Source organism: Photorhabdus aballayi, assembly GCF_026153155.1.
Classification (GTDB): domain Bacteria; phylum Pseudomonadota; class Gammaproteobacteria; order Enterobacterales; family Enterobacteriaceae; genus Photorhabdus; species Photorhabdus luminescens.
The window spans coordinates 20,601-45,581 of record NZ_JAPFCD010000003.1 but is presented as its reverse complement, the minus strand read 5'-3'; the positions used below and the strand labels follow the sequence as shown (position 1 = coordinate 45,581).

Genomic DNA, 24,981 nt, shown 5'->3' with positions numbered 1-24,981 from the left:
GGCCTAAAACCTTATCCCATCCATTCTCATTAGCGTTTCTTTATATTCCTTTTCATGGAGGAGCCGGATATGCAAACCACCAGCCAGGAACAGATTTCACAACACTATCGCCGCTGGCGCAGCCGTTTGCTGATTTCCATGATCATTGGCTATGCCGCATTTTATCTGACGCGAAAAAGCTTCAACTTTGTCATGCCGGTTATGCAGTTGGAACTGGGATTGGATAAAGGACATATTGGCTGGATAACCACTTTGTTTTATCTGTCCTACGGCAGCTCAAAATTTATTTCTGGCGTATTTCACGATCACACCGGCTATCGCTGGTTTATGGGCGCCGGATTAGTGATGACAGGTGTGTTAAACATTATCTTCGCTTTCTGTTCATCATTTTCCGCACTATTGATCATCTGGACACTGAACGGCTTCTTTCAAGGCTGGGGATGGCCGCCCTGCGCCAGATTGCTGACGCATTGGTATTCCCGCAATGAGCGAGGCTTCTGGTGGGGATACTGGAATACCTCCATTAATATCGTCGGCATTACTGTCCCGATGTTGTCTGCTTTTCTGGCGACAACTTATGGCTGGCAAACAGCGTTGATGATGCCGGGAATTATCGGCATTTTATTGGGCGTCTGGCTCTGTCATCAGTTATGCGGCACACCACAACAGCAAGGTTTGCCCAGTGTGGGGCAATGGCGGCAGGACTCACTGGAGCTTCGGCACGAACAGCTATCGCCCCCCATGCCGATGATGCAGATATTGCGGGATACGATCTTAACTAACAGAACTATCTGGTTGCTAGGATTCTCCTACATTCTGGTCTATCTCATCAGAATGGCGATTAACGATTGGGGAAACCTGTGGTTGTCGGAAACACATGGCGCCAATCTGCTCAGTGCTAATGCGACGATCTCGTTGTTTGAACTCGGTGGTTTAATCGGCGCTCTGTTTTCTGGTTGGGGATCTGATTTACTGTTCCGCGGCCAACGCGCCCCAATGATTCTACTGTTTGCGCTTGGGCTATTTATGACTGTCACCGCATTGTGGCTCACTCCCATTCATCACTACGCGCTGCTGGCAGTCTGTTTTTTCAGTATCGGTTTTTTTGTATTTGGCCCGCAAATGCTAATTGGGTTGGCAGCAACAGAATATTGCCATAAACAAGCTGCCGGCACCGTCACAGGTTATCTAGGATTGTACGCCTACCTGGGCGCAGCAATCGCAGGCTGGCCGCTAAGTCAGGTGGTTGCCCATTATGGCTGGTCGGGAATGTTTGCCCTGCTCACGGCCGCAGCCGCCATGATGGGTTTGCTGTTGATGCCACTGTTAATGGCAGACGTTGGTAAAAGGGAACATATGGCAGGGGTAGCATCGCCACTTTCCAATAATAAGCAGTTTTGAATACTAAGGATAAAATAATGAAACTGAAACCTCTCTCTACACTTATCGCAGCCGGTCTGGTGGTTGCCGCATTTACCAACAGCGCTCAAGCCGCCGGACGTTTAATCGTTTATTGCAGCGCCACTAACGCCCTGTGTGAAGCTGAAACCAGAGCATTCGGAGAAAAATACAATGTAAAAACCACTTTTGTCCGCAATGGTTCAGGCAGCACCTTGGCAAAAATTGAAGCCGAAAAACGCAACCCACAAGCTGACGTCTGGTACGGTGGCACCCTAGACCCTCAATCTCAAGCGGGAGAGATGGATCTGCTAGAACCTTATAAATCTCCTAATCTGGCGCAAATCATGCCGCAATTTCGCGACCCGGCCAAACGTAAAGGCAACTACAGCTCCGCCGTTTACGTCGGCATTCTCGGCTATGGCGTCAACACTGAACGTCTAAAAGAGAAAAATCTGCCGATTCCAACCTGCTGGAAAGATCTCACCAAACCGATATACAAAGGCGAAATTCAGATTGCTGATCCTCAAAGTTCAGGCACCGCTTACACCGCGTTAGCAACCTTTGTTCAGCTATGGGGCAAAGATCAGGCATTTGATTACCTGAAAAAACTGAACGCCAATATTTCTCAGTACACCAAATCCGGCATTGCACCGGCACGAAATGCCGCCCGTGGCGAATCTGCAATTGGTATCGGTTTCCTGCATGATTATTCACTGGAAGTCGAAAATGGCGCGCCACTAAAACTTATCGCGCCATGTGAAAGTACCGGTTATGAAATCGGCGGCGTAAGTATCATCAAAAATGCTCGCAATATGGACAACGCTAAACTGTTTGTTGACTGGGTGTTATCCAAAGAAGCTCAGGAATTGAGTTGGAAGAAAGGAAAAGCTTATCAGATTCTGACCAACACTAAAGCAAAAGCGTCTCCTTTGGCGCTTAAATTATCCGATCTAAAACTAATCAATTACGACATGGATAAATATGGCGCCAGTGATGTACGCAAAGAGTTAATTACCAAATGGGTGACAGAAGTGAAAATGGCTAAATAAAGTCAGTCAAGGGCGGATCACCCCCGCCCTTAGAAGCTACCATCAGGCTGCCCTATTTTTCCCGCGCCAATAACGCCTTATGAGGATAGCTTCTTACTGCTGCTACCACACAATAATAATAAAACAGAGGGAAATTATGTCTCACGCTTTTACCTTGCCTATCAGACAGAAGCAGGATGCCGTGTTCTGGTGGATTGCCCTGATGTGGCTGGCTTTCGCGCTTCTGCCATCATGGAGCCTGGATTACGGCCTTTTCGACTCTACTCAAGATGAACTTCTCGCCGCCTATGGCTGGAACGGGTTAAACATCAGCTTACTGTGGTTCCTATTACCCTCAGTGCTGCTGCTACGTCCATTCACGCCAGCAAACCGCAATCAACCTCACCGCCACTATTTTGACGCAGGTTATGCCTTATTATGCGCGCTATTTGTCGTTATCAGTGCCGCTATTATCGGTCGCGGACTGGGCTACTCTACGATTTTCCTGTTTATCTCGCTGGGCGCGATTATTACTCTGGCCCTGTCTCGCCTTGAGTGGCTAGGCGGCGATAGTTTTGTTATCGGTTCATTAGTCACGGTTATTGCCCTAATCGGCATATTTATCCTTTATCCCAGTATTGCCATCTTTATTCCGATGTTTACGGATGATGCCGGTCAGTTTGCTCCATTTGCTTTTATATCGATCCTGGGGCAGGCACATATTATTCAGGTTATCATCAACTCCGTTTTGCTCTCTCTGGCGGTTGGCGCAGGTTGCACCTTCTTCGGGCTGGTGCTGGCAATTTATACCGCCAGAATCGCCCGCCGTTCCGCCATTATTGGCCGGGTATTTTCCATCTTACCTATCGTCACGCCGCCGTTTGTGGTCGGTTTAGGCGTCACCCTGATGATGGGCCGTTCCGGTTACATCACTGAATTTATGGCAACTTGGTTTGGCTTAACCAATACTAACTGGCTGTATGGCTTTACCGGGATCTGGCTGGCGCAAGTTCTAGCCTTTACACCAATGGCATTTATGATCCTTGATGGCGCCATCAAAACCATCCATCCTTCATTGGAAGAAGCTTCTTACACTCTACGCGCTAACCGCTATCAGACGTTCTTCAATGTTTTTATTCCGCTGTTGAAACCGGCACTGGCGAACTCTTTCCTGATTGTGATTGTCCAGTCGCTGGCCGATTTCAGTAATCCATTGGTACTGGGCGGTAGCTTTGACGTACTGGCGACCCAGATCTATTTCTATATCACCGGTTCTCAACTCGACTATCAAGCCGCCAGCACTCTCGGCGCTTCGCTGCTGGTCTTCTCGCTATTGATCTTCTGCGTTCAGTACCTATGGATTGGTAAACGTTCCTATGTCACGGTTTCCGGCAAATCCTATCGTGGTGATGTACAACCGTTGCCAACTTCACTGGTTTGGGGTGTCTGCGCCACCCTATTTATCTGGGTTGTGTTTAACATTCTGTTGTACGGCAGCATCTTCTACGGCAGTTTCACCGTCAATTGGGGAGTAGATTACACACTGACCTTAGATAACTTCATCAAACTGTTCGGTCAAGGTCTGCACGATGGCGCATGGCCATCATTACTGGATACCCTGCTCTACGCCGGTATCGCCGCCCCCATTACCGCACTCCTCGGTCTGTTGATTGCTTACATTGTTGTACGCCAAGAATTTCGCGGCAAAAAAACTATCGAATTCACTACCATGCTGTGCTTTGCTGTACCGGGTACCGTCGCCGGGGTTTCCTACATTCTGGCTTTCAACGATTCACCTTTTTATCTCACCGGAACCGCAGCCATCGTCATTATCTCCATGACCATGCGCAATGTGCCGGTAGGTATCCGTGCCGGTATTGCTGGTCTTGGACAAATTGATAAATCACTGGATGAAGCCTCGCTCAGCTTACGCGCCGGATCGATGAAAACCATCTTCCATATACTGTTGCCCTTACTGCGCCCGGCGATTTTATCCGCACTGATCTACAGCTTCGTGCGTGCGATTACCACCGTCAGCGCGATTGTCTTCCTGGTGACGCCAGACACCCGCGTAGCCACCTCCTATATTCTGAATCGAGTGGAAGATGGTGAATACGGGGTTGCTATCGCTTATGGCTCGATCCTGATTGTGGTTATGCTGGCGATTATTTTCTTATTTGACTATCTGATTGGCGAAGCGCGGATTTCTCGTTCCAAAACCAAAAATACACAGTAATCACGGAGTGACGACATGACACAACAAAATTTTGTCGAACTGAAAAATGTAACCAAACGGTTCGGTAGCAACACCGTGATCGATAATCTGGAACTATCTATTCCACAGGGACATATGGTCACACTGTTAGGGCCATCCGGCTGCGGTAAAACCACCGTATTACGTCTGGTTGCCGGGCTGGAAAAACCGAGTGAAGGTAAGATTTTCATTGATGGTGAAGACGTTACGGATCGCTCTATCCAGCAACGGGATATCTGCATGGTATTTCAGTCCTACGCCCTGTTCCCGCATATGTCGCTAGGGGAAAATATTGGCTACGGGCTGAAAATGCTAGGACGACCTAAAACGGAAATACGCGATCGGGTTAAAGAGGCACTGGAGCTGGTGGACTTAGGCGGTTTTGAAGATCGTTATGTAGACCAAATCTCTGGTGGTCAGCAACAGCGTGTCGCTCTCGCTCGCGCACTGATTCTCAAACCAAAAGTCTTACTTTTCGATGAACCGCTGAGTAACCTTGACGCCAATCTGCGCCGCAGCATGCGCGAGAAAATCCGCGAATTACAGCAACAATTTAATATCACCTCGCTATATGTTACTCATGATCAAAGTGAAGCATTTGCCGTTTCCGATGCGGTACTGGTGATGAATAAAGGTAAAATCATGCAAATTGGCACGCCACAAACACTCTATCGCCAGCCAGCATCTGAGTTTATGGCAAGTTTTATGGGAGATGCCAATATCTTCCCGGCGACTTTAAGTGCTGATTATGTCGAGATTTTCCAATATCGCCTGCCACGGCCAGCAAACTTTACCACCAACCGACAATCGGTAACGGTAGGCGTCAGACCGGAAGCCATTACCCTGAACCGGGATGGAAATATCAGCCAACGCTGCACCATCAGCCATGTAGCTTACATGGGGCCACAATATGAAGTCACCGTAGATTGGCAAGGGCAAACGCTGTTATTGCAGATTAACGCCACCCAATTGCAACCCAATGTCGGCGATAATTACTATCTGGAAATTCATCCGTTTGGGATGTTTATTTTGGCAGAGCAAAGCAGCCGTTAATTTGATTGCAAAAAATCCTGACTTTCCGATCAAAAGGCCGCCAAGTGGTGGCCTGTATAATGAAAAAAAGACATTACCGCAGAACTTTTGAAGTATGATGATAAAAAAATGCTCGAACCAAGACTTTTAGTAGAGGTGAAAGTGAGCACTAAATTGAACGAAATGCTTGGCTTTGCCAAAGAGCTGGAAGAGGCTGGTATTTCTAACGGTGATTTAACCAAAAAACTTGAAACTAAAATTCAGGCTCGCAATTTAAGTACTGCACTGCTTCCAAAAGAAAAAAAGACAACCAACAAGCAGGATACGGAGCTTACCAGAAAACGTTTTAAAACACTTAATACAAGAGAAAATGCAGACTTTTGAAAGCGTATGGGACGCGATCAGTGATACACCGGAACAAGCCGAAAACATGAAAATCCGAGCGCAGCTAATGAATATGCTGAATGAATGGATAACAAAACGGGAATTTACCCAAGTTGAAGCCGCCAGAATGCTAGGGGTTACCCAACCCCGTATTTCAGAGCTTGCCAGGGGGAAAATACAGCTTTTCAGTGTGGATAAACTGATTGCGATGATGGCTCATGCAGGTGTGTATATCCGGCATATGCCAGAAGTCGCTTTAACCGCATTACCTGCCGTTTAACTCTCTCTCAAAAGTGAGATCCAGTGCTTAGCATGCTGAATTTCACTTTTACTTAAAAGCCCCTGATTTCATTACCGCTATACAATTTGTAAGGTTCTATGCCATCTTTTTTACACTCATCAAAGAAGATAACCAGAGATTTAACGCCCTCTTCCTTCAACTCACCAATGTTATAAGCGTAAAAGTCAGCATCACCACTTAACCCGACAAACTCACCGCGAAACATCTCTATTTCTAGGTCAAAAGTGACAACAGCCACATGGCCGGCAATTTTTAATGTACTGTTCATCATATCTCAATCCCCAATTAAAACAGCAATAACCTGGCAAATAATGGAAATAAATTTACCAGATTCCTGATTAAATATTAAATACAAAAACAGCGACAAATAAACATATTATTTAAGTAGTTCTCTTACCTGACCGGCAAATGCCTCTCCTCCATCCTTCGCGGTATAACGTACATGCAAAATAATATCGGTCAAATTATCCAGAATATCTCGCTGTATACTGTCTGTTGCCGCTGATGGGAAGGTGAGTTTCCAGTCAGAAACCGCCCCGGTTCCTTCAAAAGGTAAATAGCGATCATCAGCGAAATTAAGATTAAATGTACCGCTATCATTAATACCTGATGACAGTGCGATTTGTTGACTCGCTCTCAAATTGGTGACAATTTGCTTATTATCGCCCTCCTTATTTGACAGTAAATATTTCACACCATTAATATCCGGCGTTTTCAACGTATAACTTTTCGTTTGAGTTAAGGTCGCTTTAATATCCTGATAAGGGCCAATTAATGTCGGCAGCGTGACCGATACAGAAGTGATTTGACGTAAATAATGCCCGGCATAATCTTGATCAAATAACTTTTCATTCAGTACAAATGTGATTCCTTCACCGGTTTTAAGCCCAGATTGAATATCTGACCATTTTTTGGTATCAGATAATAGATTTTTTAACGAGATTGTTTTAGTTAACTCTAAACGACGTTCATTACGATTCAAATAAGCTGACTCCATTTTCAGTAGATTCAATTTAATCTTTTCACCTACCAATAAACCATTATGGTTATCATCCCAACCATTTTGCACAATAAATTGTGTGGCAAAATCCCCCATTTCATATTGCCAGCATGCTTGTGCATTTAAACATAGCGAAAGCACTGCATCGTAAGCCTGACGATATAATGACATCATCTGATCATTCAGCCATTGATAAAGAGAAGATTTCGTTACTCTGGTCACAGTAAGAAACTGATACATATCCTGCTCTTTTTGCAGTTGAGCCTGAGATTGCTGTAGCGTTGTATTCGCGGCGGAGATTTGCGCCTCTTGCTGTTCAAGCTGTTTTTTCAACATTTCCAGCTCGCTTTCCGCCTGTTTATATTGAATCTCCCACTCTTCACGTCGCCGGTTATAACCCGCTTTAACACTCAATGTATCACTCGCCATTTGCATGATTAATGATGCAGTACGTGTAATACCCGCAGAACAAACAAGCGGCATATGCCATCGTTGTCCACCAAATGAGGTTCCCGCAATGCTAGGTATCAACGAAGCGGCACCGGCGGCAGTTAACATTCCTTCCTCAACAGAAGAAATAATTTTTGCCGTACCTTGTAAATTCAGCGCATTAGTTTCATCTGTAGAAATATTTTCATCATAAAGCTTCTTATAATGATCAATTCGCTGTTGTAATGTCTGCTGACTTTTTAATAATGCCTCTTTCCCTTTTTCAGCAATTGAGACAGCATCTTTCTGCAATGAAATAGCAAAAATAGCTAACTCATTCAAATGTAATTGATTCAACTCTTCCTGTTCTGCGCGATCTTTACGTTCTTGCGCACTCAAGAGTAAATCACCAAAATGACTTAATGTATCTACCGCATGATAAACACTGGGTAATAATGCCCGGAAACGATAAGGCGGTATATTCAAAATACCCGTACTACCTGCTGCCAATAATGATCCACCGTTTGCCAGTAAAGCAAGCAAATTTTTTGGATCAACCGGTGTTGCATATAATGGTAACGACAAAGGTTTACCATCTAAAGTTAAGTTATGGCGCAAATTATAAAATCTGCTAGATAAAATATCCCAATACCACAATAAATCATTGTTCAAAGGAACTCGGAAAATAGCATTATCCACCGCCGTATGAGCACCGACTTTAGTGGCTGGAAGATCAATTAATATATCTGGATCAATATTACTCTCAAATTCGCGTAATTTATTATTCTTTGAAGAGGTGACATCTACCAATTCAATCGGTAGCCAATGACTAACCAAATCAAAATCAGGTCTGGGACCCAGTAATTGCCGTGCTTGAAGATAGCGTAATTTAGCATTATTAAGTCCGTCATTGGTCAGAAAGCGATAAAAACTATCACCAAAATCAATTAAGTTCTGCACATACATTTGAAATATGGCTTTCTTATAATGTACCGGATCTGCATAAGCTATCGCATCTGGATCTTGTAATCCTTTTAGTTGTACTGAGCTATCTTGGGAAACCTCTAACAAGCTGCAATTCCAATAGTTTGGACTACCATTAACCTTATTTTTTACTCCTGGGTTGAAAATATAATGCAACCAATTTTGAGCATCCTGATATTGCTGTGACGCATTGAGTTGATAAGCAACTAAATAAGGCACATGAAAGAAAAGCTCCCAAAAATAAATACTATTCGCTCCGTTAAGCGCCGAATCATTATTTTCACCATTCCCCGGAATAGGCGGCTCTTTAATATGTTGCGCCTCCCAACTCAATACATCTGCAATAGAATGGTTAGCCCGCGCAATAAGCTCCTTGCCAAATAAGGTATTTAATCTGATAGACCGATATTTAAATTGTAATTCAGTCATATCCAGATACTGTGCTTGCGTTTTTTTATCATAAGCCAATAAAAAATTAGGATAGGGAGTTTTACTTAATTTAACTTCATAATAGTTATAACCTAAGTCCGCATCTTCCCCCTCTTTTTTATAACCTAATTTTAAAAATACACTTGAATCATTACCATTTATTTCATCGAGATCAAGTTCTACCGTAGGAATAAAACTATTTCCATTGAGTAATTGGCGTTCTGAATATAACAGACTATCGCTTCCCCCTTTAGTATTCCATAAACAGAAATCAGCCTCCCTATAACCTGAATAATCAATATCTACTTTTGGCGTTCCATCTCCAGAAGCAACAAGTTTACCACCAGATTTATTGAGTTCTGAACTAAATACTTTAGCTTCTTGTAATCCAGACAGCGGCACTTCCATTTCTTTGGTAAAATGATAAGTATTACCCTGCTTTTTCCCCCATTCAGGAAAATTAACGTTCAGCTCAGGATAACCACTCTGACTGGAATTAAACATAATATAAAAATAGTCACCTGCTGCATAACCATTATCATTGATAGTCACCGCGACAGAAACGGTTATTTTTCCATTATTTTCTTTAGCGTCATCGGCGAGTGAAATATTAACCTTTCCTGCTTCACTCGATTTACTTTTAAGATCAATATCACATGTTACAGACTTAATAACCTCTTTCCCAATTGATAAACTATTATTACCACTAAGACGCAGTTTGCTACTACCCATTTCGGCAAATAGCGTCATTTTCCCTGTCGCAAGCCCGGGGTGACTTCCTGATTCCTGATAGACCGGTTTATCAACTAATTTATAAGTATCGCCAAAATAAGCTGACAACATATTTGATTGTGTAAGATCTTCCGTAGGATTAGATTTAATCTGTTGATAAACATAGAGATCTAATGACTTATCACCAACCAAAGGCATAGGAACTTCGTTAAACAGTAAATTACAAGAGTACGGATGATGATCTTCTTTTGATATATTATTATTTGATTTTTCTGTTTCATAAATAGCAGAAATAACTAATACAGGTTCAGCTCGCAAATCCATTAATGCAATTAATTCAAAGCCATCATTAACTTTATTTTTATCACCAGTAAAAGTACGTAATTTATTTGGAAGGCTCCATTCACCATTAAATTTTCGATAGATCAAATTAATACTATAATAATTTTCTTGTTTATTATTATCAGCTTCATATGCCAACCAGACAATATGAAGACGACCATCAATAACAATTGGCCGGATCTTAATTACTTCCCCGGTAGCAGGAATGCCAATTTTCTCCCATTCTTTCCAAGCCGTAGGATTAATGACATCTTGCATATTTCGATTAGCCATATTCAGCGATCGCCAGTAATATTGACCTGGCGTGATATTCATCTTACCAATGAAATAATATTCAGCTTGAGCGGGAGCCAATTTTTTAGTCGTATTGATATAGCCACTCATTAACTCTAAGTTACTTATCTCTTCAAATTTATTTAAATAATTTAATATGGCTTCCTGAACAACCTCGTCACTCAATTTCCCTTTATTTAAATTATCCTCCAACTCCTTAAAATCACTTGTTTTTCCCTGACGTAATATAGGGCTAATGTAATTCTCTGGATAATTCCATAATTGTTGAAAACCAGCCCAAATGTTATATTGGCTTAAAACATTATTCCATTTTTCTACTTTATCTTCATATTGATAATCATACCCTGGTTCCATGTTAAGCATAATGCCATTAATATATTGCTGAACACTGGAAATAGCTTGTGCAACAACACTGGTATTAACCTGACTAGATACCTGATTATCAATAAGTAAATATTGATACAAATCATCTGGCGTTTTTAAATCTGGCACATTAGCTGTTTTTGCAATATGCCCCAAATAATAACTCACCAATCCATCACGAACATTCTCAGCTAATTTTTTAGAAACAATATTTTTCATATTCTGAACCTCTATTAAAAATTTGTTATTCCACCATGACAGTTATATTTACAAAGTTGAGATCATCGCTATACCAACCTGTTTATAATCCTCATAAGAGGAATGAGCATTAATATTTATTGTCGCTAACAATGAACGCATGGAAAGCGCCATTTCCTCAGACCAAACTTTAAGTCTCATCATGGTATCTATTTCGGCCAATGTTTTTGCTGTATTATCTTCCTTGCCAACAACATATGAATTAGCCAATAGCACTTCATCACGCTGCCATGATAATAGTTCAGTCAATATTTTCACTATATTAGCTTTATCGTTATTTTTACCATCTGTATTAACTAACTGTAAATAACGCAATATTTTATCTTCCGCGTTATTTAAAGGAGCTGCTAATTGCATCCAATCCCGATAGCGACTGAAATAATAAACAACCGATAAAGAAAGTTGTGTATTTTGGCAACCGAACCATTCAGGATGTTCAGAAAAATGATTCAACATCACAGTACTCAATTGGAAGGTCTTAATCACTGCAATATATCGCGATAAATCATACATCAGTATCAAATAATCCTGGTCGATCACCTCTGGCTGTAAATTTTTATTATCAAACAATTCAAATGACTTCAATAAAAAATCATAACTACTTGTTCCGATCCAGTTTAAAATAAATAACGGAAATGGTTGTGATAACTGAAATGCATTAGCCAACATACTAGCCGATATTGCATTTTGTGCTGATTGAGTTTGAATAATAATTGCAGCCCATTGCGCAGTAATAGATACTTTGACTTTTTCGTCAAGTAATATACTTTTTATCGCTTTATTAATTTCATCAGTGATATTAACATCAGGTTTAACTAAGCCATATTTTTGATGCGATACCGCATTTAAGACCGTTTGACGTGGAGTTAGCCAATTAATCAAATCACCATTATTATCTAATGCTGGCAAGGTATTCGACGATAAACTTTCCAGGGTTAAGCTTTCTGAATTACGATGCAGTCCAACTTGATTAATAAAGGCCACCTGCGCTGCATTTCCGGTCATAACGACTTCGTTTTCCGGTAATAAGAATAGTTGAAGAGTACCAACAGATAATTTATTTTTTGCCAGCCATTCTGTGGCTTGCTCCATTGCAATCATAATATCCAAGATATCTGTTTTCCTATTATTTCCCGATTGCGATAAATAAGGAATACCAGCGACCTGTTTTAATACTTTATTTCCACCTATCAGCGTTAAAAGAACCACACCTTCCTGTGGTGTTAATCCCAAAATTCTCGATAATTGCACAATACGATAAAACGCAGAGATAACAAGAAGTGAACATGTCAAACTCTTTTTACCCATCGATTCAGCAACTAATGGCGCTAATAGAGCAAAATCCTTCGCTTCAATTTTCAATCCAACACATAACTTACTAATAATAATATCGTCCTGTTTTGTCTCCGAATAAAACTCACTATCATCAATTACCAATGGCGCATCAAATAACGCAGATGAATTAAATATCTGATCAAAGAAAGGAGTAGCGACACCCGTCGAAAAAGGGGTAATCTGATATATCAATGCGGCAAAATCATCAGGTGAAATATGATATTTTTTACTCCAATGATGGAAAATACCTAACATACGTAAGGTATTATCATTCATCTGTAATTGTTTATTTTTATCCCCTTCTGCCCGCATAGTTGCAGTCACCAATAGATCAATTTTATCTACCGGCAAACGCATCCATTTCCACAACCGTATCATGCGATTTAATCTATCAAAGCGTCCATGATTCACACCTGATAATTTATTTACTTCTTGTGGCAAATTAACATTTGAAACAAATTCACGATACAAATGTAAAAAATCACTCTCTTTTGCATTTGGCCCATTAATAAAAACAGCGCCATAACTATAAGGCGCCGCAGGTATATTTAAATTACGTACATTTTGCGATAATCTCACGTTATTTTGTTCTAATGCAGCCCCCTTATTGGTAGATATTCCTTTTATACATAATAATTGCTCAACTTCTGCTACAGAGAGAGAAGTTTGTGTAGTAAAAGTTGATAATAATTCCAGTAATTTCTCATTATTAACACCGTAATTATCCTGATAGAATTGGCTATTAGACGGGTTTAATGGCTCATTAATTATTTTTTGCTGAGAAGTTCCTAGCTGATTTGCCAAAGGGACTACAAATTCTCCATGAGCAGTATTCAGATTAGACTTAATAAAATAAGGATAACTCTTATCTGTCTGGTGCATCATATCCAGACAAAAAAGTTTTTTATTATCAAATGTTAGGTTAATTTGGTTCTGCGCATAATCATAAGGGAGCTGGAATGGATAACGTACATTAGTCAAAAGATCATAACTGGATAAATTGGCTTTTCCTTGCTGTTTTAACGTATCTTCTAAACGCTGACTGAGCATGGTATTAACCAATGACAGTGTTGTAATTTCCTGATTAATACTCACATCATCCAGAATTAAGTGAGCTAAATCAGGTCGGCGTTTATCAATTTTAATTGCTTCAGCTTCGGCATTGAGTTCAATATCCATAGCTAATTTATAAATCTCTGCTAAATAAGCAACCGGCGAATTATTCGCTTCTGGCGCGCCATTTGGACAATATTGCTGCCAGTTATCCTGGAATAAAGATTGATATTGAGGACCTCCTTTTAATGAAAGAGAAGAATAATTCCGGGCATATGTATGATGAGTATAATGCTGCTGACGAAATTTACGCGCTATTTGTATAGCATAGCTGTTTGCTGTATCATAAATATCTGCTGCCTGATGTTCTGAATTATACTTCGCTAAAAATAGATTACGAGGCGTTCTTATAATATCAAAAATAGATTTATAACCTGACTCAATTATCTTATCGGTAAAATTATACTTATTACCTAATTTCTCTAGCAATGGGCTAATATCATTATTCATAGGATGACCTTTATTTATTGGAAATATATGAATGGAGGTTTTACCTAACAACGAGAATAGATTTGAGAACAGAGATGCAATAAACAATAAGGAATTTATTGCATCATCTGATGATTATTTAAAGTAGCTAATTATTAACTGATTTTCGGCTCAAGTGTAATCAGAGCATATCCCGCACGATTGGGTTTATTTTTATGTGTTACTCTGAGTAAAACAATTTCTGAACGCGTAATATCACTTGGCGCAGTATAAGTTGCAGTATATTTTTCGATAGGATTGTCAAACTCATCTTTTCCTACAATTTCGGGTTTCCCCACCTTAATATCTCCCCTTTCTGGCATAAGGCTCCATTCACTTGGAGAAAAATCTGAGTTACCTGTAGAAGAAAAATCTATATTTCCATCTGGTATTAATGAATCTCTGCTATAGCCAGGATCAATCCTGAACTCAGCTTGCGTGTTTTTACTGATAAGCAAAATATTAACTTTATCTAAATCGCCATTATCAGCAACAGCCGTCACCGTAACCATATTATATCCGGCCGGGAAAGAAGCCGGAGGCGTATATTTGCCATTCGCATCAACAACGCCATAGCCAGTACCCGTTTCTACACTCCAATTCACTTTCTTATTACCATAAACAGTAAAATTGACATTCTTATTAACATCATTTTCATTGATAACAACGAAAGAAGGGCTAACCGATACTGAGGAAGGCAACAGAGTTACAACCGCTGAAGCTTTAGCGTTTGTTTTTGAGTCTGTCGCAGTAATTGTCACAATTTGGCTATTCCCTTTTATCTTAGTCGGTGCCGTATAATCGCCAGTATTCGCATCAATACTCCCCAATTCTGCTGGAGTAATAGACCAATTTACCGTTGCATTGATATTGGTTGTAAATTTATGCTTAGTATTCACCGGCATCGTTAATTGAAGATCATTAATTTTAAAAGCAGTTGATGTTGGAGCAATATCACCAAATAGCACCATATCCCCAGGCACATACACTTTGTCAAATTGAATACAATTGCTTTCAGGGAATAGAAGGTTCTTAACTGCAAATAGGCTAATGCTATTTAATTGAATTTTTGCTACGTTGGCTAAATCCGTTTCAACGACACCTTTAACAATTTCTGCTGTTTTATCAATAAACTCTGATTCAAAATCAGGGCCTATAAGACCTCCCCATCCAGATGCGCCTTGTTTATCATAACGGGTACTCATTCCATAATGTGATTCCAACTTAATTTCATCATTAGATATAACTGTAGGCGTAATATCTATCGAACCATCAACATAGAAATCAATTTTATTTTTAGAATAATGACCAGTTATTAAACTATCTTCCAATACGCCAACGCTTTGAGAAAAATGATAAGGTTGACTATTATTACCTACTCCAGAAAAGATAATCTTTTCCTTCCCAGGTTTAATATACATTCTAGAATAAGGAATTTTCACCTTTTCAGGCCAAATGCTCGTGGCGCCATTATATTTAACCAATCCAGTCCATACTGTATATTTTCCCCTTTTATATTGTACAGGCTCATCGCTTTCAGAATATCCGCTTTTTATATTCAAATATTTGGCTGAATCATCTTGTTGACCATTGAGGCTGACCAGCTCTAATTCTACTCCAGTCGAACTCGGTAATAAATATTCATATTGGGGCTTAAGAATATTCTCAAAAAGTGTCTTATTACTAATAATTAACACCGCAGAACGATTATCCGGTATCAAATAAGGAAAATTACTTGAGTTAGTTGGCAATACTCCGCCATTAGGATTATAGTTTGTTGCAATAAATAACAACACCGCCCCATGACCATAATTATCAGAACCATATGAATTGGCACCAGGTGCAGGTTGCGTTCTGATTTTAAACATTGTTGGTACTAACCCATCCGTATTATTCAACTTCAAGATACCTAACTCATAAGTGACATTACTATCCTTGAGCAAATTACGGAAAAACTCCTTTACTTCTGCTGGCGCATTGTCAATAACATTAACTTCCCCCAAAGTCCCTTTTTTAAACTCAACGACAACTTTACCATCATTACCAACAGATCCTGTTGCCGCAATCAAGTCAACAGTTATGGTCATATAGTAATCATTATTCGGCGTAATTCTTTGATAATTCTTTACTCTACCATCATCATAAAGCTCTACTATCGTGCCGGAAATAAAATTTAATTTTACCGTCGCCTGAGAACCTTCAATTGATGAATTTTCAAAGGAAATTAACGGCACTCCCAATATCAAGTTGTCAAATTTTATCTTTTTACTTTCGCTTTCCCAGAAAATAGGCGAAAAATGTGTACCTTCACTCACTTTTCGCACATATTGCTGTTCAAACAGCATATTTATTTTAGTTCTATCATAGGCAGCAATAATATCCCATCCAAGAGTCTTCGTTTTCCCATTAAAATCATTAACAATACTATTTTCTGTAGACATATAATCACCTATGTTTGAAGTTATTAAAAATATGTTATTAAGGTAAGCGTATTAAATAATAGCTACCGCCATCATATTAATTCAATAATATGAAGTTAATAACTAGAATAATTTATACCCGTCATCTTTCAAGTTGCCTCTTTGTTGGCTGCACTCACTCACCCCGGTCACATAGTTATCTATGCTCCCGGGGATTCGCTCCTTTGCCGTCGCGATGCATCTTGAAATCCATTGGGTATATATTTTTCTCTATTGCCAACTTAGAAATAAGTTGAAGGAAACATATATATTATCCAATACATCCAAATAAATTAATTAGGATGCATATGATTAATATAACATGTATCAATGTGAATATAACATAGGGAAATATTAACATTAAATATGTAGTGGCTAATACATAATATTAGCCCCACAGTTAATATCTAAATACAAAAATCAACAACTGAAAAGCAATAATTACATTGCAAAACAATATTATAAGTTCTGTGAATATCAAAAAAACCTTTCTAGGCGACTTATTATGTCTAAGGTTATTTTGCCAGCAAAGTACAGTAGCGTTCGATATCCACATTACCGCCACTGACAATAATCCCTACCCTTTGGCCTCTCAGTGATTGACTCATCTGGCGGGCAGCAGCAAAACTTAGGCAACCGGTTGGTTCAACAATCATCTTCATTCTTTCTGCGTAAAAATGCATTGTATCCACCAATTCTTCATCAGAAACCGTGAGAATATCATCAACGTTTCTTCGGATAATATCGAAAGTGTATTGACCAAGGTGTTGAGTTTGCGCACCATCAGCAATGGTTCTTGGCGTATCAATATGGATAATTTTCCCCTGACGGAATGATTGTTGAGCATCATTACCCGCTTCCGGCTCTACACCATAAATTTTACATTCAGGAGAAAGATGGCGGGTAGCAAGCGCACTCCCTGAAAGCAAACCACCGCCACCGAGACAGACAAATAATGCGTTCAGCTCACCAACCTCTTCAAACAGCTCTTTTGCCGCAGTTCCCTGCCCGGCAATAATATGCGGGTGATCATAAGGAGGAATTAAGGTCAATCCCTGCTTTTCTGATAATTCACGGCTAATTTGTTCACGATCGTCCGTATAACGATCATAAAAAACAATTTTACCACCATAACCTTCGGTCGCCGCTACCTTAGCCGCCGGCGCATCGAACGGCATAATGATTGTCGCCGGCATATTCAGTATACGAGCTACCAATGAAATCGCCTGAGCATGATTACCCGATGAATAAGTCACAACACCGTTACGCCGTTGCTCATCATTAAACTGCGATAACGCATTGAACGCGCCACGGAATTTAAATGCCCCCATCCTTTGGTAATTTTCACATTTAAAAAATAACTTGGCTCCAGTCATTTCATCAGCAGTACGGGAAGTCAGAACCGGAGTACGGTGAGCATAACCTTCTATACGCCGGGCAGCCGCTATAACATCATCATAAGCAGGAGTATTTTGCATAAGAATAACCGTCAGTTATATATACCCGTCATCTTTCACGTTGCCTCTTTGTTGGCTGCGCTCACTCACCCCGGTCACATAGTTCTCTATGCTCCCGGGGATTCGCTCCCTTGCCGTCGCGATGCATCTTGAAATCTATTGGGTATAAAACGTGGACAAATATCCACACTAAGAAAGTAAGCTAATAAATAACACCTTATGACTAAATGAATGACAAAAATCACGCTAACTCAGCATCTCTGTGCGCCTGATTAATAATCGCTTTCGCCATCCATTTAGTGATCTCAATAATTTCTGCATTATCCATCTGCCAGATATCTTTCATCACCAGAAAGACTTCTGAGCCATAAATCAGGGAAAAAGAACGAATGACATTTTCCAAGGTATCCGGCGGGAAATGCCCTTTTAAGGGTTCAACAACCATTGCAAGGATATCTTTACGATGTCCACGTACCAGTTTCTTTTCCTGCTTATCCTCAGATAAGCATCCGTGAGCCCATTGTTGCAAGGAAACCAACAGAGCAGCTCGTAATGCGCCTTCATGTTGAAACATTCGAGGATAGGCAAAATTCAACAACTCAATAATCCGCTCCTCAGTTTTTTCACTGGTCGGCTTCCAGGTAAGAATCGGTCCAAGGCTGGCGCCGACAATGGCATCAATTAAATCACTTTGAGTCGGAAAATAGCGATATGCCGTTGCCCTGGAAACACCAGCATGCATTGCCAATTCAGAAACCGAAGGTATCGCTCTCTGTTCAAAAAGTTCCAACGCCGCATTTATCAGCAATGTATAAGTTTTTTTCCGCGTACCGGTAAAATGAGTTTTTGTCTTCGAGTCCATCATCCCCACAGCTCTTTCACAATAAAAATCGCTACATTAACACTTATGGTTAAAATACTTTTTCGCTATCATCACTCTACTCAACTATCTACAAAACGATCAAATTGATTCATCTTATTTATGGATAAAATGAGATGACAGTCTCAATTTGATAATATAACAGTGATACTTGAGTCTCATCTTGACTATAATCTGTCCATGAATGAGTAGTCAGCACCAGGGAAGTATTCATAATTATAATGAAAAAAAACCAAGGCTATGTTTATATCGCTACTATTTTTGATACCAAGCGCGCAGAAATTTTCTACGTCAGGGATCTGATCAAAAAAGCTGGCCTTGCTGTTCGAACTGTGGATTTGACCACTCAATCTGGCTCACAGGAAAGAGGCGCGGATATTACGGCCCAAACAGTGGCAGAACATCACCCGCAAGGTAAAGAAGTCGTTTTCTGTGGTGATAAGGGAAAAGCCATTTCCGCGATGTCAGTTGCTTTCAATGTCTTTTTATCAAAACAAACTGATGTTTTAGCAATTCTAGGTCTGGGAGGTTCCTGCGGTACAGCACTGATCACACCGGCAATGCAATCTTTACCCGTAGGTATACCAAAACTTATGGTTTCTACTATGGCCTCCGGTGATGTTTCTAGCTACGTGGGTGTTAGCGACATCTCTATGCTGTATTCGGTCACTGATGTATCCGGTCTTAACCGTATCTCTCGCCAAGTGTTAAAAAACGCGGCCAACCAAATTGCAGGGGCAGTCTATTTTCATGAAGAGAACAATATTGAAGATAAACCGGCTATTGGTTTGACAATGTTTGGTGTGACGACACCTTGCATACAGTTCTTAACCAGAGAGTTGGAACAACAGTATGATTGTCTGGTTTTCCACGCAACCGGCAGCGGCGGCAAAACAATGGAGAAACTAGCCGAAAGCCGTTTGCTTCACAGTCTACTGGATATCACGACCACTGAAGTCTGTGACTATCTGTTTGGTGGTGTTCTTGCTTGCGACGCTGACCGTCTGGGAGCAATCGCCCGCACGCAAATACCTTATATTGGCTCTTGCGGAGCGCTGGATATGGTGAACTTTGGTCATCTGAATACTATCCCAGAACGCTACAAATACAGACAATTTTACCGACACAATTCGCAAGTCACATTAATGCGCACCATACCCGAGGAGAACCGTCAACTGGGAATTTGGATCGCGGAAAAACTCAATCAGTGCGAAGGAAAAGTAAAATTTATTATTCCAGAAGGTGGTTTTTCCGCTCTGGATATTAAAGATGGGCCATTCTGGAATCCCGATGCTAATCAAGCATTTATCCAAGCTTTTGAGGCCACATTGATAGAAACGGAAAATAGACAACTAATTAAAAGCCCTCATCATGTGAATTCACCTGATTTTTGCCAACAGGTGATTGATGAATACCAGCAGATGATGGCTTAGTACTGGCGGTAATACTGTTGCAAAAACAACACTGACATTGAAAGATTATATACAACTAATTAATGACTAGGCAAAAAGTTGCCAAACGAGGGCATTCTAATGCTATTGTTCTATCAGTGACGAATTTACGACGTGTCTGTTGAAACGTTGTACTAAAAGAAATTAAAGCAGTTGATTATTCGTGTTCTTAAAGGGAAGCCGTAAGAACTTCCTGTTAATAACCTTGCTGTAAGATGTTGGGAGTTAACAAACTAAATTAAAACATAAATATACCTGCTTTGTTTTCTCCCTTTCGGAGCTTATTTCCGTCAACACCAGGCTCCTGCGGCACCCACCGCAGGAGTTTTTTTATGAATAAACCGGCAATAGATTAAAATTTGATAAGATATGCGCAATGGCATTCAATACACCAAATAACAAAATCAAGCCGAGCATTACATTACCTCCCCAAACTCGATACATAGGGCTGCCAAATCGCTTACGAGATGCTCTGGCAAGCAATGCGGGAACAATAGCAGCCCAAACTGTCGCAGCAAGGCCAGCAAAGCCAATCGCATGAATAAAGCCATTCGGGTAAATCATTCCACCAACCATTGGCGGAAGAAACGTCACCAATGCCGTTTTAAAACGCCCCAACTTGGTATCATCAAATTTAAGCAGATCAGCCAGATAATCGAACAACCCAAGCGTGACGCCAAGGAAAGAGCTGGCAACGGCAAAGTTAGAAAAGAGAGTTAATAATAAGTCCAGAGCTGAACTGTTCAATCCCCCACTTAATGATTGAACCAAAACATCAATATTGCCCCCTTTTGCTATGATTTCGACAAAATCAGGCCGGGAAATATTTCCCATTGCGCCAATTAACCAGATCAAATAAAGCACCAAGGCCATTGATGTCCCAATAAACAGGCATCTCTTTATTTTATCTGGCTCTTTTCCATAATATTTCATCAGGCTAGGAACATTGCCATGATAGCCAAAGGAGACCAGACAAAAAGGTAAAGTCATTAATACATAAGGCCAGTAAGTCGGATTGACTTCAGTTGTATTAAACAATACCGCGGGTTTAACGTTATAAAGCAAACCGCCAAACGTCATAAAGAAAGTTAATATCTTAGCACCAAGAATAATTGATGTTATCCGGCTGACAGTTTTAGTACTTAACCAGATAATAAATGCAACCACAAAAGCAAATAAAAAACCAGCAAACCCAGGTGAAAAGTCTATCGATACCTCCCGCATAGCATGTTGAATAATCGATCCGCTCGCGGAAATATAAGCGTAAGTCAGTATATACAAAACAAAAGCAAGGGTAATACCATTAATGATATTCCAGCCATTGCCCAACAGATCTTTTGTGATGGTACTGAAACTTGAACCAATTCGATAATTAAGATTGGCTTCCAATATCATTAATCCTGAATGCAACATGCAAAACCAGGTAAAAATTAAAGCGGCGATTGACCAGAAAAACCATGCTCCTGACATGACAACCGGTAAAGAAAACATGCCAGCGCCAATAATCGTTCCACTAATGATCATGGCGCCGCCAAATAAAGATGGAGACGATTTTTTTATCGGCAAAGTAGCCATATGTATTACCCTAGCGTGGCTTTATATATACCCGTCATCTTTCAAGTTGCCTCTTTGTTGGCTACACTCTCTCACCCCGGTCACATCGTTATCTATGCTCCCGGGGATTCGCTCCCTTGCCGTCGCGATGCATCTTGAAATCCATTGGGTATAATAAGCAGTAAATAAGCAGCAAATAAGCAGTAAAATTGGGGATACTCTTAAATAAAGAGCATCCCGATCTTTATTATTTAATTGGTTTTAGTCTTGCAACGAAATGCCGTAATACCGATGGCTCATAAGTAAATGTTAATCCTTTAATCTGAGGCATCCGCTCCTTCAAGGAAATAAAGGCTTCTACAACATAATCCATATGATCATTAGTATAGACGCGGCGAGGAATAGTTAAACGCAAAAGCTCCATTGGCGATGGTTTCTGTTTGCCGGTTTTTGGATCACGACCTAATAACAAAGAACCAATTTCCACACTTCTTATTCCCGCTTCCAGATATAATTCATTATTCAGCGCATGAGCAGGGAATTGTTCCCCCGGAATATGCGGTAATAATAATTTAGCATCAACAAATACAGCATGACCACCGGTTGGATATTGAATAGGAATACCAGCCTCTCTTAATCTATTACCTAAATAAGCCACCTGATTAATACGATATGTCAGATAATCTTCATTCATTCCTTCTTCAAGACCAATCGCTAGTGCCTCCATATCACGCCCAGCAAGACCGCCATAAGTCACAAACCCTTCCATTGGCACACAACGGGTACGCACTTCATTAAAGAGATCTTCATCTTCACGGAAACAGCAAAGACCGCCAATATTAACTAAAGGGTCTTTTTTAGCTGACATTGTTAACATATCGCCATATTGATACATCTCCTTGACGATCTGTTTCACGGATTTATTTTCATAGCCCTTTTCTCTTTGCTTAATAAACCAGGCATTTTCACAGAAGCGGGCTGAATCAATCACTACAGGAATATCATGTTGCTTTGCAATCTCATACACAGCTTTCATATTAGCCATAGAGATAGGCTGACCACCGGAACTATTACAGGTCACAGTTGTAATAATCGCGACAACATTATCAGCGCCATGTTCTACTATCGTTTTTTTCAACTCATCAATATCAAAATCGCCTTTCCAATCATAATAAGTGGTGGTATCAAAGGCTTTTGGCGTGACAACATTAATCGCTTTCGCGCCATTTAATTCCACATGAGCCGCTGTCGTATCAAAATGGAAATTAGAAATAAACACCGGATGCGTTGAACCACCTTGCGCTTTTTTACGGGCAATTAATGTCGGGAATAAAATCTGTTCCGCGCCACGCCCTTGGTGGGTTGGAATAGTATATGGATAACAAATTAATTCATTAACTTTATCACATAGATGATAATAGTTACGGGAACCGGCATAAGCTTCATCCCCCATCATCATGCCCGCCCACTGGCGATCACTCATTGCTCCGGTACCGGAATCTGTCAGCAAATCAATATAAACCGCATCACTGGGCAACAGGAATGGATTATATCCGGCTTCTTCCAATGCTTTTTCACGTTCTGCGCGGGTAGTCATGCGAATATTTTCTATCATTTTAATACGAAAAGGTTCTGGAATACGTTTCATATATATTTTTTATCCAATAGTTGGCTATACCGAATAATTCAGGCAAATTTCCAAAAACAACCAGAAATGCATGAGAATAAATGTGGTGATTACAAGATTTAATTTTAAATATAACCAGAACAACTAATCAGGGAAAAAATGAGAAATACGGGGATCGACATTGAACCATGCTTGCATATTACAAGAACAAATAAGATGATAAAGTAAAAATATAGAAATCATAGATTGAATTTATTCCCTGATTAAAATCAGTCATTAAGATATAGATAATATTTAAATTATCCGTGACCAATTCCACAAAATAGGAAACATCAAAAATATAATTTTATATATAGATTCAATTTAATAGATTAAATAAATTATCAAGAAAAATAAAAAACAGATTTAACAAATAGATATAACAATGCAATTAAGCTCCATTAATTAAATAAACCATTAATACAATAACCTAATAAAACAATATACCTAATAGATTTCGAGTTGCAGCGCGGCGGCAAATGAACGAATCCCCAGGAGCATAGATGACTATGTGACTGGGGTGAGTGAAAGCAGCCAACAAAGCAGCAGCTTGAAAGATGAAGGGTATAAACTATCCCATGAAAAAAATCACTACAACAATGCCAAGATTAATACTATTTTTATATTACTAAATACAATATAGATAAACCGATTATTGATTATTTTAATCTAACCATCATAAAATAGCCATTATTGCTATAAAAAACTGTTTAATCAATGCTTGAATCTTTTCAAAACTCAATCTAAGACTATTTAAATTAAAAATAGAATCTTAATAACCAAAATATACTTTTCAATTTACTCTATTTTTAAATAATAAAAAAATTCCCTAAAACCCGCCCTTTATCAAAGGGCGGAAAATAGGAAAAAACAGAGGAAGAATTCCGTATAACACAATATATAACGAAATATATAACGCAATAATTGTGCTAACTGGATATCAATAGAATTCCATTTTCAATTAATTATTTTTTTCAGCTACAATAGGAGTTAAGTCATCAGAAGTTAAATGATTAGGCGCTTGAGAACCGATAATACATGTTGCAGTATGAGATGAAAAAATAACACATTTTGCCGCACATATAGGAAAACTCGGGGACGATACACAAGCATGGATAGATGTAGAAAAAACAGAAAAGAAAGTTAACGTTAAAAAAGACCAAAATAACTGGTGTTGTAGTCTATTGATCATCATATCACCTCGCTGAATGGTATATTTTCATTTCCTTATATTTCGACTCCTTTAAATTCATTATAGAGCAAAATTTAACCACAAAAAATTTTTTATCACTTCGTTGATAAATCATTTAAGTTATCGTAAAAAATTGAATAATCCGATTCTAAAAATCTCATGACCCAATAAATTT

17 protein-coding genes are annotated in these 24,981 nt (G+C 39.8%); 8 read left to right on the top strand and 9 right to left on the bottom strand.

From position 1 onward, the window contains the following. The first annotated feature begins 54 nt into the window (after positions 1-54). The 6 genes from uhpC to OO184_RS02555 all read left to right on the top strand — a co-directional run bounded on the left by uhpC (position 55) and on the right by OO184_RS02555 (position 6,379). Positions 55-1,401: an MFS transporter family glucose-6-phosphate receptor UhpC gene (gene uhpC, locus OO184_RS02580; protein ID WP_265377854.1), complete on the top strand. Its 1,347-nt coding sequence runs from the start codon at positions 55-57 to the stop codon at positions 1,399-1,401. 17 nt (positions 1,402-1,418) lie between these two features. After that, positions 1,419-2,450 (top strand): ABC transporter substrate-binding protein, encoded by a 1,032-nt coding sequence (locus OO184_RS02575; RefSeq protein ID WP_139655160.1) that lies wholly within the window; start codon positions 1,419-1,421, stop codon positions 2,448-2,450. 136 nt (positions 2,451-2,586) lie between these two features. Then, a complete protein-coding gene (locus OO184_RS02570) occupies positions 2,587-4,665 on the top strand; it encodes an ABC transporter permease (RefSeq protein ID WP_265377853.1) in 2,079 nt (692 codons plus the stop codon). A gap of 15 nt (positions 4,666-4,680) precedes the next feature. Next, positions 4,681-5,736, top strand: coding sequence for a ferric ABC transporter ATP-binding protein (gene fbpC, locus OO184_RS02565; protein ID WP_265377852.1), 1,056 nt, complete (start codon positions 4,681-4,683; stop codon positions 5,734-5,736). A gap of 87 nt (positions 5,737-5,823) precedes the next feature. Further along, a complete protein-coding gene (locus OO184_RS02560; RefSeq protein WP_265377851.1) occupies positions 5,824-6,099 on the top strand; it encodes a hypothetical protein in 276 nt (91 codons plus the stop codon). Continuing rightward, positions 6,086-6,379 carry a helix-turn-helix domain-containing protein gene (locus OO184_RS02555; RefSeq protein ID WP_265377850.1) on the top strand — a complete coding sequence of 98 codons (294 nt, stop codon included), beginning with the start codon at positions 6,086-6,088 and terminating at the stop codon, positions 6,377-6,379. The genes OO184_RS02560 and OO184_RS02555 overlap by 14 nt, the downstream gene beginning before the upstream one ends. Before the next feature lie 52 nt (positions 6,380-6,431). On the opposite strand, the gene OO184_RS02550 is transcribed toward OO184_RS02555, so the two are convergent. From OO184_RS02550 to OO184_RS02530, 5 genes are all read right to left on the bottom strand, one after another. Continuing rightward, entirely contained in the window at positions 6,432-6,671 is a 240-nt protein-coding gene (locus tag OO184_RS02550) for a type II toxin-antitoxin system HicB family antitoxin (protein WP_265377849.1), read from the bottom strand. A 105-nt stretch (positions 6,672-6,776) separates the two neighbouring features. Then, positions 6,777-11,192: a Tc toxin subunit A-related protein gene (locus OO184_RS02545; protein WP_265377848.1), complete on the bottom strand. Its 4,416-nt coding sequence runs from the start codon at positions 11,190-11,192 to the stop codon at positions 6,777-6,779. Positions 11,193-11,240: 48 nt separating this feature from the next. Then, the gene (locus OO184_RS02540; protein WP_265377847.1) at positions 11,241-14,129 is read right to left on the bottom strand and encodes a Tc toxin subunit A; all 2,889 of its coding nucleotides are present in this window, start codon (positions 14,127-14,129) and stop codon (positions 11,241-11,243) included. A gap of 134 nt (positions 14,130-14,263) precedes the next feature. After that, complete coding sequence (locus tag OO184_RS02535; RefSeq protein WP_265377846.1) at positions 14,264-16,588, bottom strand: hypothetical protein; 2,325 nt, start codon at positions 16,586-16,588, stop codon at positions 14,264-14,266. Between the two features lie 533 nt (positions 16,589-17,121). Next, a complete protein-coding gene (locus OO184_RS02530) occupies positions 17,122-18,084 on the bottom strand; it encodes a threo-3-hydroxy-L-aspartate ammonia-lyase (protein ID WP_265377845.1) in 963 nt (320 codons plus the stop codon). Between OO184_RS02530 and OO184_RS02525 the strand changes: the two genes are divergently transcribed. After that, on the top strand, positions 18,079-18,216 hold the full coding sequence (locus tag OO184_RS02525; RefSeq protein WP_265377844.1) for a hypothetical protein: 138 nt from the start codon (positions 18,079-18,081) through the stop codon (positions 18,214-18,216). The two genes, OO184_RS02530 and OO184_RS02525, sit on opposite strands and share 6 nt — an antisense overlap. 88 nt (positions 18,217-18,304) lie before the next feature. Here the strand turns inward: OO184_RS02525 and OO184_RS02520 are convergent, their stop codons facing one another. Further along, positions 18,305-18,928: a TetR/AcrR family transcriptional regulator gene (locus OO184_RS02520; protein WP_265377843.1), complete on the bottom strand. Its 624-nt coding sequence runs from the start codon at positions 18,926-18,928 to the stop codon at positions 18,305-18,307. 236 nt (positions 18,929-19,164) lie between these two features. On the opposite strand from OO184_RS02520, the gene OO184_RS02515 reads away from it, so the two are divergent. After that, the gene (locus OO184_RS02515; protein ID WP_265377842.1) at positions 19,165-20,376 is read left to right on the top strand and encodes a Tm-1-like ATP-binding domain-containing protein; all 1,212 of its coding nucleotides are present in this window, start codon (positions 19,165-19,167) and stop codon (positions 20,374-20,376) included. 348 nt (positions 20,377-20,724) lie between these two features. Here the strand turns inward: OO184_RS02515 and mtr are convergent, their stop codons facing one another. From mtr to tnaC, 3 genes are all read right to left on the bottom strand, one after another. Beyond that, on the bottom strand, positions 20,725-21,969 hold the full coding sequence (gene mtr, locus OO184_RS02510; protein ID WP_265377841.1) for a tryptophan permease: 1,245 nt from the start codon (positions 21,967-21,969) through the stop codon (positions 20,725-20,727). Positions 21,970-22,195: 226 nt separating this feature from the next. Continuing rightward, complete coding sequence (tnaA, locus tag OO184_RS02505) at positions 22,196-23,596, bottom strand: tryptophanase (protein ID WP_265377840.1); 1,401 nt, start codon at positions 23,594-23,596, stop codon at positions 22,196-22,198. A 123-nt stretch (positions 23,597-23,719) separates the two neighbouring features. Beyond that, complete coding sequence (gene tnaC / locus OO184_RS25150) at positions 23,720-23,818, bottom strand: tryptophanase leader peptide (protein WP_376712537.1); 99 nt, start codon at positions 23,816-23,818, stop codon at positions 23,720-23,722. Between the last annotated feature and the right edge of the window lie 1,163 nt (positions 23,819-24,981).